The sequence below is a fragment of the Quisquiliibacterium sp. genome, assembly GCF_982640115.1.
In genome coordinates, this window is record NZ_CEXFHW010000110.1 from 1 (window position 1) to 13,215 (window position 13,215).

11 protein-coding genes are annotated in these 13,215 nt (G+C 70.9%); 9 read left to right on the forward strand and 2 right to left on the reverse strand.

Going from position 1 to position 13,215, the window contains the following annotated elements; genetic code table 11:
• The first annotated feature begins 156 nt into the window (after nt 1–156).
• From AC2H6A_RS12725 to AC2H6A_RS12750, 6 genes are all read left to right on the forward strand, one after another.
• On the forward strand, nt 157–723 hold the full coding sequence (locus AC2H6A_RS12725) for an Hsp20/alpha crystallin family protein (RefSeq protein ID WP_484273975.1): 567 nt from the start codon (nt 157–159) through the stop codon (nt 721–723).
• A 19-nt stretch (nt 724–742) separates the two neighbouring features.
• Nucleotides 743–1,237 carry a CBS domain-containing protein gene (locus tag AC2H6A_RS12730; RefSeq protein WP_484273976.1) on the forward strand — a complete coding sequence of 165 codons (495 nt, stop codon included), beginning with the start codon at nt 743–745 and terminating at the stop codon, nt 1,235–1,237.
• A 126-nt stretch (nt 1,238–1,363) separates the two neighbouring features.
• Nucleotides 1,364–2,521, forward strand: coding sequence for an acyl-CoA dehydrogenase family protein (locus AC2H6A_RS12735; RefSeq protein ID WP_484273977.1), 1,158 nt, complete (start codon nt 1,364–1,366; stop codon nt 2,519–2,521).
• Nucleotides 2,522–2,534: 13 nt separating this feature from the next.
• Complete coding sequence (locus AC2H6A_RS12740; protein ID WP_484273978.1) at nt 2,535–3,320, forward strand: IclR family transcriptional regulator; 786 nt, start codon at nt 2,535–2,537, stop codon at nt 3,318–3,320.
• A 19-nt stretch (nt 3,321–3,339) separates the two neighbouring features.
• A complete protein-coding gene (locus AC2H6A_RS12745; protein WP_484273979.1) occupies nt 3,340–4,488 on the forward strand; it encodes an acyl-CoA dehydrogenase family protein in 1,149 nt (382 codons plus the stop codon).
• Nucleotides 4,489–4,528: 40 nt separating this feature from the next.
• Nucleotides 4,529–5,401 carry an alpha/beta fold hydrolase gene (locus AC2H6A_RS12750; RefSeq protein WP_484273980.1) on the forward strand — a complete coding sequence of 291 codons (873 nt, stop codon included), beginning with the start codon at nt 4,529–4,531 and terminating at the stop codon, nt 5,399–5,401.
• Between the two features lie 73 nt (nt 5,402–5,474).
• Here AC2H6A_RS12750 and AC2H6A_RS12755 read toward each other — a convergent pair whose 3' ends face one another.
• Both AC2H6A_RS12755 and AC2H6A_RS12760 read right to left on the reverse strand, forming a co-directional pair.
• Nucleotides 5,475–7,055 carry an AMP-binding protein gene (locus AC2H6A_RS12755; protein WP_484273981.1) on the reverse strand — a complete coding sequence of 527 codons (1,581 nt, stop codon included), beginning with the start codon at nt 7,053–7,055 and terminating at the stop codon, nt 5,475–5,477.
• A gap of 136 nt (nt 7,056–7,191) precedes the next feature.
• Entirely contained in the window at nt 7,192–8,394 is a 1,203-nt protein-coding gene (locus AC2H6A_RS12760; RefSeq protein ID WP_484273982.1) for a GGDEF domain-containing protein, read from the reverse strand.
• Nucleotides 8,395–8,598: 204 nt separating this feature from the next.
• Between AC2H6A_RS12760 and AC2H6A_RS12765 the strand changes: the two genes are divergently transcribed.
• From AC2H6A_RS12765 to AC2H6A_RS12775, 3 genes are all read left to right on the forward strand, one after another.
• Nucleotides 8,599–9,969, forward strand: coding sequence for a sigma-54 dependent transcriptional regulator (locus AC2H6A_RS12765; protein WP_484273983.1), 1,371 nt, complete (start codon nt 8,599–8,601; stop codon nt 9,967–9,969).
• Between the two features lie 231 nt (nt 9,970–10,200).
• Nucleotides 10,201–11,970 carry a calcium-binding protein gene (locus AC2H6A_RS12770; RefSeq protein WP_484273984.1) on the forward strand — a complete coding sequence of 590 codons (1,770 nt, stop codon included), beginning with the start codon at nt 10,201–10,203 and terminating at the stop codon, nt 11,968–11,970.
• Between the two features lie 93 nt (nt 11,971–12,063).
• Nucleotides 12,064–13,215, forward strand: a 1,152-nt coding sequence (locus AC2H6A_RS12775; RefSeq protein ID WP_484273985.1) for an ABC transporter transmembrane domain-containing protein, incomplete at its 3' end; no start/stop codon positions are given.

Below are 13,215 nucleotides of genomic sequence, written 5' to 3' on the forward strand. Positions count from 1 at the left end.
CGCGCCGATTGCGCCCGCGCAATGGCGCCGCACCGCGCACGGGCCACCATCAGGTCGTGCCCTGCCCCGCAGCGGCGACAGCCCGCCAGGCACCGATTCACCCACGACACCCCGGCGCCGCTGGCCCGCGCGCGCCCGACCGACAAGGAGACCCGCATGCAGTCCGTGACCCAGTTGCCCGTCAAGCGCGACACCACCCCCGCCCCGGCCGCAGGCGAGAGCGCCCGCCATCCGCTGGGCAATCTGCGCAGGGAGGTCGACCGCCTGTTCGACGATTTCGCCAGCGGTCTGGCCTCCTGGCCGTTCGGCCGGCGGCTGTTCGACCAGCGCCTGTTCGAACCGCGGCTGTGGGATGCCCGCAGCGGCCGCGACGATGCCATCGAGATCGACATGCCCACCGTCGACATCGAGGAGACCGAGAAGGCCTACCGGATCAGCGCCGAGATGCCGGGCGTGGACGAGAAGGACATCGAGGTGACCGTCGCCGACGAGATGCTCACCCTGCGCGGCGAGAAGAAGCAGTCCCGCGACGAAAAGCGCAAGGGCTACGAGTTCAGCGAGCGCGCGTACGGGCTTTTCGAGCGCAGCTTCTCGCTGCCATCGGGCGTGGACGCAAGCGCCATCAGCGCAAGCTTCTCGCGCGGGGTGCTGAGCGTGGAGCTGCCCAAGACGCCCGAGGCGCAGCGCCAGGAGCCGCGCCGCATCGCGGTGAAGTCCACCTGACCCGCCCGGGAGCGCGACCATGAACCGAGCCGCCAGCGCCACGCTGGCCGGATGCCGCATCCGCGACGTGGTGACCGTCAGCCGCGAGACACCCGTGGCGCGCTGCGCCCAGCTCATGCACGACGAGCATGTGGGCAGCGTGGTGGTGGTCGACCAGCATGACGGCCGGCGCATGCCGGTGGGCATGATCACCGACCGTGACATCACCATCGAGGTGGTGGCCTTCGGCATCGACCCGCAGCGGCTGGTGGCCGGCGACATCATGTCGCCGCAGCCAGCCACGGCGCGCGAGAGCGACGACCTTCTGGAGGTGCTCGCCCGGATGCGTCAGCATGGCGTGCGCCGTCTGCCGGTGGTGGGTGGCGACGGCGCACTGCGCGGCATCGTCACCGCCGACAATCTCTGGGAGCTGCTGGCCGAGGAGATCGACGCGCTGGCAAGGGTGATTGCTGCCGCACAGGCGCGAGAGAGTCGCACCCGCGGCGCCCTCGCCGCGGCGAGCAGCCCGAGCTGAGCGGCCGGACGCCACCACCATTCGCTGCTGAAAACGGACATTCGCCAGGGCGAATCTGCATAGACACCAGGTGGCCGGGGTGTCACCATCGGCGCATCACCGCCCGCGCTGCTGCGCCCGCCCTGCATGAACCACACCGCCCGACCGGTCCCGGTCAACACCGTCGACCGCGTCGCCTTCCGCGAGATGTGCGCGCAGTTCGCGCGGCGCGAGATCGGCCCGCGCTGGGAGCAGGCCGACCGCACCCGCATCTTTCCGCGGGAGTTCCTGGTGGCTGCGGCCCGCGCCGGCCTCATCGGCATCACCGCCGACGAATCCCTCGGCGGCGCCGGTCTGGGCTGCTATGAAGAGGCCATCGCCATGGAGGAGATGAGCCGGGTCAATCCCAATCTCGCCGTGGCCGTCCTGGTCCAGAATGTCGCCGGCAGCATCCTCTACGAACACGGCGATGCCGGCCAGCGCGAGATCGCCCGCCGCGTGATCGCCGGTGATTGCGTCGTGGCCATCACCGTCACCGAGCCCGAGGCCGGCAACGATGTGGCCGGCCTGAAGACCACCGCGGTACGCGAAGGCGACCACTGGGTGCTCGATGGCATGAAGTCGTTCATCACCCTGGGCGGCGACGCCGATGTGCTGGTCACCCTGGCCCGCACCGACCCTGCCGCGGGGCGTCAGGGCATGGCCTTCTTCGCCGTCGACAGAAACAGCCCCGGCGTGCTCGCCACCCGCATCGAGACCCATGTCAACCGGCCCGCGCCCACCTACCGCATCCACTTCGACAAGGTGCGGGTGCCCGAGTCTCGCCGGCTCAATGCCGGCTTTCGCGAGATCATGGCCGGATTCAATCGCGAGCGGGTGATGGTCGCCGCGCGCTGGCTGGGGCACATGAGCCATGCGCTCGAATGGGCGCGCGAGTACGCCACGGTGCGCCAGCAGTTCGGCCGGCCCATCGGCGCCAACCAGTCGATCGCCTTCCAGCTCGCCCAGGCCCATGTCGATGTCGAGGCCACCCGGCACCTCACCTACCACGCTGCCCAGCGCTGGGACAGCGGCGTGCCGGTGCGCGACCTGATCCTCGATGTCTCCTCGGCCAAGCTCTTCGCCACCCAGGCGGTGGTGCGGGTCACCCAGACCGCGCTGCATGTCGGCGGCGGCTGGGGCCTCACCGAAGAGCTGCCGGCCATGCGTCTGGCCATGGACGCGCTGGTGGCGCCCGTCACGGTGGGCAGCTGGGAGATCCAGCTGCGTGCCATCGCCCGCGAGCTCGGCCTGCCCTGCGACTGAAGCGGGCCTGGTCGTGAAACCCCAGGCCACCGCCACCGCCACGCCGCCGCGCAAGCCGGTGGGCGCGCTCAGCGCCGGGCTGGCCGTGCTGCGCCATCTCGGGCGCAGCGGCGGCGGGGCCGGCGTGAACCGCATCGCCCGCGAGCTCGGCCTGAATCCCAGCACCTGCTTCAACCTGCTGCGTACCCTCGCCTGGGAGGGCGTGGTCAGCTTCGACCCTGCCAGCAAGACCTACCGCCTCGGGCCGGGCGTGGTCGAGCTCGCCCGCGGCGCGCTCGAGCCGGCAGCGCGGGCGCGGCAGATGCGCCCGCACCTCGAGGCCGTGGCCGCCCGACACCGGGTCACCGTCACGCTCTGGCAGCGGGTTGGCGACGACCGGGTGGTCCTGATCGACCGGGCCGAAGCCGATGCCGCGATGCAGGTGCACATGCCGATCGGCCAGCGCCTGCCGCTGCATGTCGGCGCGCTCGGCCGCTGCATGGCGGCGCAGGCCGGGCTGCGCAAGGCCGCACTGCGCGAGGCCTTCCGACCGCTGCGCTGGGAGTCGCCCCCGTCATTCGAACAGTACTGGCGCTCGGTGCGCCTGGCCGCCGAGCAGGGCTGGGCCGCCGACCAGGGCAACTTCGTGCGCGGCGCCACCACGGTGGCCGCGGTCGTGCCCGATGCCGCCGGCAGGCCCGATCTCGCCCTGAGCGCCATCGGCTTCAGCGACCAGTTCACCCCGGCGAGCCTGGCGGCACTCGGCGCAGACCTGCGCCGCCGCGCCGCCGCCGCCGCACCCGCCACAACCACCGCCTGAGCGCCCCCCCGGAGACCGCATGGCCCTCGATTTCAGCTTCTCCCCCGAACACGAGACCGTGCGTGAGACCGTGCGCCGCTTCGCCCAGCAGCAGATGGCCCCGCTGGTGCAGCAGGCCGAAGAGACCGAGACCTTCCCGCGCGAGCTCTTCGCCCGCTGGGGCGAGCTCGGCCTGCTGGGCGTGCGCTACCCGCAGGCCGACGGCGGCAGCGGCATGGACAAGGTTGCCGACTGCATCATCCGCGAGGAGATGAGCGCGGTCTGCCAGGCCTTCGCCTCGAGCTGGTCGGCTCACACCCATCTCGGCATCTGGCCGATCTGGAAGATCGGCACCGAGGACCAGAAGGCGCGCTTCTTCCGCCCGGCGCTGGCCGGCGAACGGATCTCCGCCTTCGGTCTGAGCGAGCCCGACGGCGGCTCCAACATCCGCTCGCTCAAGACCCGCGCCGAGAAGGTCGCCGGCGGCTGGCGCCTGAACGGCAGCAAGCTCTACATCACCAATGCACCGATCGCCGACTTCATGCTGGTGGCCGCGCGCACCGGCGCCGAACTCACCGCCGAGGCGATCAGCCTGTTCATCGTCGAGCTGCCCAACCCCGGCTTCGACATCCACAAGCTGCGCAAGGAGAGCATCCGCAGCTCCGAGACCGGCCTGATCCACATCGCCGATGCCTTCGTGCCCGACGACGGCCTGCTCGGCGGGCGCACCGGCACCTATCCGGTGATCCTCGAGTCGCTCAGCGAGAACCGGGTGGGCGTGGCCGCCAACGCGCTGGGCATGGCCCGCGCCGCCTTCGAGGCGGCCAGCAGCTACGCCCGCGATCGCGTGATCGGCGGCCGCCCGATCGGCGACTACCAGTCCATCGCCCACCAGATCGCCAACATGTCGGCCGACATCGAAGCCGCGCGCTGGCTGGTCTACCACGGCGCCTGGCGGGTCGATCAGGGCACGCTCGATCCGGCCACCGCCGCCCGGGTGAAGCTGGTGGCCAGCGAAACCGCGGTGCGGGTGAGCGAGGCGGCCATCCGCGTGCTGGGCGGCGCTGGCATCATGCGCGAGTACCCGGTGGGCCGCATCCACCGCGATGCCCTGCTGTATGTCATCGGCGAAGGCACCAGCGAGATCCAGCGCAACATCATCGCGCGCTCGATGGGCTTCAAGGCCTGAGCGCCCCGCCGTCGCCGCAAACCGTTCTCCGGAGCCGATCATGCCGCTGCCTTCCGAGCCCGTCCTGCACCGCATCCCCACCCGCGACGGGCTGGTCTTCAATGCCTGGATCGAGGGCCCGGCCCACGGCCCGCTGGTGCTGCTGCTGCACGGCTATCCGCAGTCGCGGCACAGCTGGCGCGCCCAGCTGCCGGCGCTGGCCGCGGCGGGCTACCGCGCGGTCGCGCCCGACCAGCGGGGCTATTCGCCGGGCGCGCGGCCCGATCCCGCCGACATCCAGAACTACCGCTACGACCTGCTCATCCAGGATGCCATCGACATCGCCAACGCCTGCGCCGGGCCAGGCACGCGCTTCCATCTGGTGGGCCACGACTGGGGCGGACAGGTGGCCTGGGGCGTGGCCGACCGGCACCCGCAGCGGCTGGCCTCGCTCACCATCCTGTCGCGGCCGCACCCTTCGGCGTTTCTGCGCGCCCTGCAGTCCGACCCCGATCAGCAGCATCGCTCGCGGCATCACACCGCCTTTCTCGATCCCAACACCGGGCCGATGCTGCTTGCCGATGGCGCCCGCCGGCTGCGTGCACGCATGGCCGAAGGCGGCATGCCGGCCGATGCCATCGAGGGCTATCTGTCGGTGCTGGGCGAGCCCGCGGCGCTGGAGGCGGCACTGGCCTGGTACCGGGCGCGCGAGGGCCTGCGCACGCCGATGGGCCCCATCCAGGTGCCCACGCTGTATGTCTGGGGCGACGGCGACCAGACCGTGGGCCGGGCCGCGGCGCAGGGTACCGGCGAGTTCATCAAGGCGCCCTACCGGTTCGCCGAGCTGCCCGGCATCGGTCACTTCTCCTCTGACGAGGCGCCCGAGGCGGTCACCCGGCTGATGCTCGGCCACCTCGGCGCCCACCGGGTCTGAGGGCCGGCGCACCGGCGCACGGCACCCCGACGGGTTGCGGGCGTGGCGCATACCTGCGCCCGCAAGCCGGCACTCAGCCCTCGTCAGCCAGCTGGCGGCGCAGCGCCGCCTTGTTGATCTTCTCGAGGGTGGAACGCGGCAGCTCTTCCACCACCCGCACCTCGCGCGGCTGCTTGAAGCCGGCCAGGGTGGCCGCGCAGGCGGCCGCCACCGCGCGGGCCAGCGCGGCGCGGCCCTCGGCATCGGGCGGGCCGCCGCGCACGAAGGCCACGGGCACCTCGTCGAGCATGGGATGACGCTGGCCGACCACCGCCGCCTCGACCACGCCCGGCACGGTCATGATGACGCGCTCGATCTCCGAGGCGGCGACATTCTCGCCGCCGACCTTGAGCATGTCCTTGGAGCGATCGGCGAAGTAGAGCCAGCCGTTCTCGCCAAGCGTCACCCGGTCGCCGGTGTGGAACCAGCCCTCGGCATCGAAGGCGTCGGCGGTGGCCTGCGGGTTGTCGAGGTACTCGGCAAAGAGCGACAGGCCGCGCACGCCCTTGACCTGGAAGTCGCCGGTCTCGCCGGGCAGCGCCTCGCGGCCATCGACCAGGATGCGGATGCCGTACTCCGGCGCGGGCAGGCCCATCGACAGCGGCGCATTGGGCAGGTCGATGAGCCCGAGCGTGCCGTGGGTGATGGTCTCGGTCATGCCCCACCAGCCCAGGGTCTTGATCCGGTAGCGGGCATCGGTGGGCGGCTCGCACACGCCGGTGCCCCACAGGCGGTAGCGGTGCTCGGGCACCGGCTGGTCCATGAGCGCGCGCGGAATGAAGCCGATCACCGAGGCCCAGGTGCATCCCTCCTCGAGCGACACCGGCCAGAAGCGGCTGGCCGAAAAGCGCGGGTTGACCACCGCGGTGGCACCCGCCCAGAGTGTGGCCAGCATGGAATAGGCCTGCGCATTGGTGTGGAACAGCGGCAGCGTCACCATGTGGATGTCGTCGGCGCGCAAGCCCTCGTGGGTGGCATTGATTCGGGCCCCCCAGAGCGCGTTGGCATGGGTCCACAGCACGCCCTTGGGCCGCGAGGTGGTGCCCGAGGTGTACTGCACGCTGAAGGGCGCAAGCGGATCATGCCCGCGGGCCGGCAGCGTGGCGGGATCGGCGTCGATCGCCTCGAAGGCATCCGTGGCCGAGGGGGTGGCCGCGCCGGCATCTTCGCCGTTGTCGGTCCGGGTGACCGCGAGCCAGCGCAGTCCCGGGCAGGCCTGGCCGACCAGCGCCGCGAAGCGCGGCTGGGTGATGCCACCCACCACCGCCGCGTGTTCGGCGAAGTAGCGAAGCTCGTCGGCGCTGGAGCGGGCGTTGGTAGTCACCGCCACCGCGCCCATCCAGGCGCAGCCGAACCACGCAATGACAGCCTCGGGGCAGTTGTCCAGATGCACCAGCACCCGGTCGCCGGGCCGCACCCCGCGGGCCTGCAGGCCAGCTGCGAAGCGGGCCAGCGCCTGGGCGAACCTTGCGTAGGTCCAGACACGGCGCGGGCCGCTGAACGGCCGCCAGATCAGATAGGGATGATCGGCGCGCAGACGCGCCTGGGCCTGGATGAGGGTGCGGATGTCCTGGCCCGAAAAGGGCTGGAAGTGACGGGAGGCGAAGGCGCTCATCGAATCCTCGGTGCGGGGTCGGACGGGCAGCACCCGGTCATGGCGGCCGCCCTGCACCCGATTCTATCGATCACCCCGACCCGGCACCGCTGCGTCCGCCGTGGGTGGAACGGACCCGGCCCCGGGGAGCTGGTCCTCAGGCCGCCTGCATCGCAAGCGCGCCGCCCGCAGCGCCCGACTCACGCGCCTTGCGCTCGGCCTTGTCGGTGTACATCGCCTGATCGGCAAGCCTGAACAGCACATCCGGGTCGGTGCCCGACTGCGGCCACAGCGCGCCGCCCATGCTGATCTCGATCGGCGCCAGCGCCTCGGCGTGCGCCGCAGCACCCTGCAGCGCATTGCGCAGACGCTCCATCACCAGGGACAGCACCACCGCCGATTCGATGTCGACCAGCAGCAGCGCGAACTCGTCGCCGCCCATGCGCGCGGCCAGGTCGGTCTTGCGGATGAAGCTGCTCAGGCGCCGCGACACCTCGGTGAGCAGCTCATCGCCGGCGGCATGGCCCAGGCGATCATTGACCTGCTTGAAGTTGTCCAGATCGAGCGTGACCAGCGCGAAACCCGCGCCGCTGCGCTTGCAGCGTGCGATCTCGCGCTGCACGGCCTCGTCGAAGTAGCGCCGATTGGCCAGTCCGGTGAGGGAATCCTCGCGGGCCTGGCGCGCGAGCTGGGCCTGCGACCGGGTGTAGCAGAAGAGGCTCGCGAAGTAGGTCCAGCCCAGCGTGAACAGGATGCCTGCGATCATCAGCGGCATGACGATCGGGTGTCGCGACAGATCGGCACCGGGTTCGGCCTCGAAGGCCACGCTCCAGCGGGCCAGGAACACCGTCGCCATGAGCAGGGGGAACACCGCGGCCACGGTCCGCACCGCACGCTCGCTGGCCGGCGGGCGCAGCAGCAGGGTGGCAGCGTTGGCCAGCAGCAGGCCGGCCGCGATCGGATCGTGGAACAGGTAGCGCCGGGCGGCGTCATCCCGGTTGAGGATCGACAGCACCAGGAAGAACAGCACAGCGAGCGCACCCCACTTCAGCCGCGCCGCCGACATCCTGCCCGTGAAGCGCAGGTTGCCCTCCAGCAGGAGCAGCATGCTGGTGAGGCTGGAGGTGTTGTTCATGGCCACTGCCACGCCAGGGGGCGCGCCAAGCACCTGCAGCAGCGGCACCGCGGCATACGTAAGCAGCGTGAGCGTGATCGCCAGCATCCAGAACAGCGGCCCTTCGAGCGCGCGATTGATCCGCCAGATGCTGATCGCCACGCAGCAGGGGACGATGGCCACCAGCATGGTGACCACATCCAGGGTGCCGCGATCGAGTTGCGGAATCATCGGGTGGGAGGGCATCGGTTCTCGGGCCCGGCATGATCGCGCGCACTCGGCCGACGCTGCCGCAGCCGGCCGACGCACGCACCGGGCGAGCCTCCAGCCGGTCCGTTGATCCACCGCAAGCTGCCCGCACCGGCATGCCGCAAGCTCACGCCGGGGGCGCGCACCGGGGCATCGGGCCACGACCAGCGCTCCGCACGGACCAGGATTGGGGCGAGCGAATTGAGCCAAAGCGAGGTGCTGGTGCTGGACATCGGGGGCGAGGTATTCGCAACCTTGCGCGGCAGCCGCGCCGACGAACGGATGCTGCTGCGGCATGCCCGGTCGGTGGACGAGGCGCGCCGTGTGCTGCGGCGGGCCGACGCGCTCGCCGCACTCGCGGTGTTCCAGGCGCCCGGGGGCCTCAGCCCGGTCGAGTTCGAGCCGCTGCTGTCCCTGTCGCAGGCCACCGAGTGGATTGCCCTGGTCGAGCCGGCCGCCCTCGAATCGCGGGAATTCCGCGCCTTCCTGCTGCGCGCCTTCCATGACTACCACACGCTGCCGGTCGATCCGCAGCGCCTCGCCGTCATCCTCGGCCACGCCCGGGGCCTGGCCTCGATGCGAAGGTCGGTGAGCGCCGATCCCGACGACGGCGACGGCCAGACGGGAGAGGGTCCGGCCTTCGGCATCTGCGGCAACAGCCCCGCGATGAGGGCCTTCACGCAGCGGCTGCGCAAGGTCATCGACTCGGATGCCCCGGTGCTGATCGGCGGTCAGACCGGCACCGGCAAGGAACTGGTGGCGCATGCCATTCACCGCAACTCCCGCCGCGCGGCAGGCCCGATCTCGGTGGTGAACTGCGGCGCAATACCGGCCACCCTGATCCAGTCCGAGCTCTTCGGGCACGAAAAGAGCGCCTTCACCGGCGCCACCCAGCGCAAGATCGGCCGCATCGAGGCGGCCAACGGCGGCGTGCTGTTCCTGGACGAGATCGGCGACCTGCCGCTCGACATGCAGGCCAGCCTGCTGAGGGTCCTGCAGGAGCGGACCATTTCCAGGGTGGGCTCGACCCAGACCCTGCCGGTGGACTTCCGGGTGATCGCGGCCACCCATGTGGACCTCGCGCAGGCCGTTCGCCAGGGCAGCTTCCGCGAGGACCTGTTCTTCCGCCTGAACGTGCTGCAACTGGTGGTGCCGGCGCTGCGCGAGCGCGGCGATGATGTCCTGGAGCTGGCCGATCTCTTCCTGCGCCGAACGCTCGCGCAGCACCCTGGCAGCCGGCCGCGCGGGTTCAGCGCACGGGCGATCGACGCGCTGCGCGCCCATGACTGGCCGGGCAATGTGCGCGAGCTGATCAATCGCGTGCAGGGCGCGGTGGTGATGGGCGAGAACCGGCTGATCGGGCCCGAGGACCTGGGTCTGGCGGTGGCGACGGCGCCGCTGCGCGAAAGCCTGACGCTCGACGATGCTCGCGCCTCGTTCGAGCGCAATCTGCTGGCCAGCAGCCTGCGCGCCAACGGCAACAAGGTCTCGCAGACCGCGCGCCAGCTCGGCGTGTCGCGCGTGACCCTCTACCGACTCATCAACAAGCTGAACATCCCGCTCGACCACTGAGCGCCATGAGGGTCCGTCGCACGGACCCGCTGTATCGGTGATGCACCCTGCGGTATCCGCGCCGATACGGATCGGCTCCCGGCACGCAGCCCGCCAACAGAAAAATCCCTTGCCAAACAATCGTTTGTCAACCTGGCACGAAGGCTGCAACGCCATGCCCGTCCAGCCTGCCCGGCAGGCCGGATTGACCGCCCCAGCGGCGGTGTTCATCAGCCTTCAACGGAGTCAACCATGGCATTCACCAAAACCTATGTGCTCTCGGCCAGCAACAACATCTGGAAGGATGTGGTCGCGGGCAGCAACTCGCAGGTGCTCGCGGGCGGCGGCGACGACTCGGTCTACGGTCGCGACGGCAACGACGAGCTCAATGGCGAGAGCGGCAATGACCGCCTGTACGGCGAGACCGGCAACGACACGCTCAACGGCGGGATCGGCAACGACATCCTGAGCGGCGGGGAGGACGACGATCTGCTCAACGGCGGCGACGGCAACGACAGCCTCGCCGGCGACGCCGGCAACGATGTGCTCAACGGCGACGCCGGCGCCGACACCCTGGACGGTGGCGAGGGCAACGACACCCTTAGCGGCGGGCTGGGCACCGACTCGATGAGCGGCGGCCTCGGCGACGACCAGATGGCGGGCGATGCCGGCAACGACACCATGGCCGGCGGTGATGGCGCCGATGTCATGTCGGGCGGCGACGGCGCCGATGCCATGTCGGGCGATGGCGGCAGCGACGCGATGAGCGGCGGAACCGGCAACGACACCGTCACCGGCGGGTCCGGCAACGACACCCTGGCCGGCGACGACGGCGACGACAACCTCAACGGCAGCGACGGCAACGACCGCCTGGCCGGCGGCACGGGCGCCGATGCGGTGACCGGCGGCACCGGCGACGACACCGTGCAGGGCGATGATGGCGCCGACACGATCGATGGCGGCGACGGCAACGACAGCCTGGCGGGTGGCAACGACAACGACGTCATGTACGGCAATGCCGGCAACGACTGGCAGGACGGCGGCAAGGGCAACGACCTGGTCACCGACAACGGCGGCAACGACACCCTCTACGGCGGCTCGGGCGACGACACCGTGCGCGGCGGTGACGACGCCGACTCACTGTCCGGTGATGACGGCAACGACAGGGTCTACGGCGAGAACGGCAACGACTGGGCCGATGGCGGCACCGGCGACGATCTCCTCGATGGCGGTGCCGGCACCGACGAGCTCTACGGCGACACCGGCAACGACACCCTGGTCGGTGGCGAAGGTGCCGACACCCTGAGCGGCGGCGACGACGATGACTCGGTCTCCGGCGGTCTGGGCAACGACACCCTGAGCGGCGACGAGGGCGACGATGTCATCGAGGGCGGCGCGGGCAACGACACCGCCGACGGCGGCGAGGGCAACGACTCGATGCTCGGCGGCGCCGGGCTCGACACCCTGATGGGCAGCACCGGCGATGACACCCTGCGCGGGGGTGGACAGGACGATGTGCTCGACGGTGGCGACCAGCAGGACAAGCTGTATGGCGACGCCGGCAAGGACACGCTGTCGGGCGGCAATGGCAACGATGTGCTGATGGGCGGCACCGACAACGACACGCTGACCGGTGGCGAGCAGGACGACACCATGACCGGCGGCCTCGGTGCCGACAAGTTCGTCTTCAGCGTGCATGCCTCCAGCACCGGCGACATGAGCTGGATGGACAGCGCCGCCCTGGCGAGCGAGGACTCGATCCTCGACCCCGAGCTGATCGACATCCTGCGCTTCGAGGTCGACAACCCGTCGATCACCTCGGCAGCGCAGCTCGACGCCTATGTGACGGTGGTCGATGACGGCACCGATGTGACGATCTGGTTCGATCACGACGGCGACGGCAGCTGGACCGGCGATGCCGAGGACTCGATCGTGCTTCGCAACATGGGCATCACGCCGGGCGCCGACGGCATCGATTCGCTGGTCGAACTGCAGGGCTCGATCAACATCGAAGTGGTCTGACGCACTTGCGTGAACGACCGGGGCCGGAAGGCCCCGGTCCCGGGCGGGCCTCATCGCCTGCCCGGTTCAACCGCCCTCCCTGCCTGAGGTGCCATGACTTCCAAGACCCTGTCCGATCGCGGTGCCGCTGCGCCGCCCGTTGCCTCACTTACGGCCGTGCTGTCCAGCCAGCGCGTCGCCTTCGCGCAGCTGTGGCTGTTCAGCGCGGTGTTCAACCTGCTGGTGCTCACGGTGCCGCTCTACATGCTCGGCGTCTTCTCCAATGTGCTCACCAGCCGCAGCCGGGACACCCTGGTGCTGCTCACCGCCGGCGCCGGCATCGCGCTGCTGCTGCAGGCCGCGGTCGATCTGGTGCGCGCACGCCTGCTGGCCCGCGCCGGCATGGCCCTGGATGCTCGGCTGTCCCCGCTGGTGCTGGCCGCCAGCATCCGTGACGCCGCCGGCCATCCCGGCCGCCCGGGTCCCGGTCTGAAGGATGCGGCCGAGCTGCGCGCCTTCCTGAGCTCGCAGGCGATCTTCACCCTCTTCGACGCGCCCTTCATTCCGCTCTACCTGCTCGCGCTCTTCGCGCTGCACCCGGCGCTGAGCCTGCTGGCGGCCGCCGGCAGCGCGGCGCTGCTGCTCATCGCGGTCCTCAACGAGGTCGCCAACCGGCGAGCGGTCACCGAGGCAATGCGGGCGAACCGCCGATCCCAGGCGCGCGCTGACGAGCTGGTCCGCCAGGCCGACACCGTGGCCACCATGGGCATGAGCTCGGCGGCGCTCAAGCGCTGGCAACGCGGCAATCACCGCGCGCTCGGCACGCTCACCGAGGCCTTCGATCGCGCCAGCCTGGCGCGCACCCTGGCCCGGCTGGTGCGGGTGCTGCTGCAGGTGGGCGTGTACGCGCTGGGTGCCTGGCTCTATCTCGACAATCAGCTGATGGTCGGCGCGATCGTCGCCGCCTCGCTGCTGATGACCCGCGCACTCGCCCCCCTGGAGACCGCGATCGGCGCGTGGCGACAGATGGGTTCCGCCCTGGCCGCCTACCGGCGGGTGCGCCTGCTGCTCACCCGTGCCCCGTCCCCCGGCACGCGTCGGCCGATCGACAGCGAGGCGGCCCGCGGCCGCCTGCAGGTGGAGCAGCTGGTGGTCAACGCACCCGACTCGCAACGGCTGCTGCTGCGCGCCGTCTCGTTCAGCCTCGCCCCCGGGGAGTTCCTCGGCGTGGTGGGGCCGAGCGGCGCCGGCAAATCCACGCTCGCC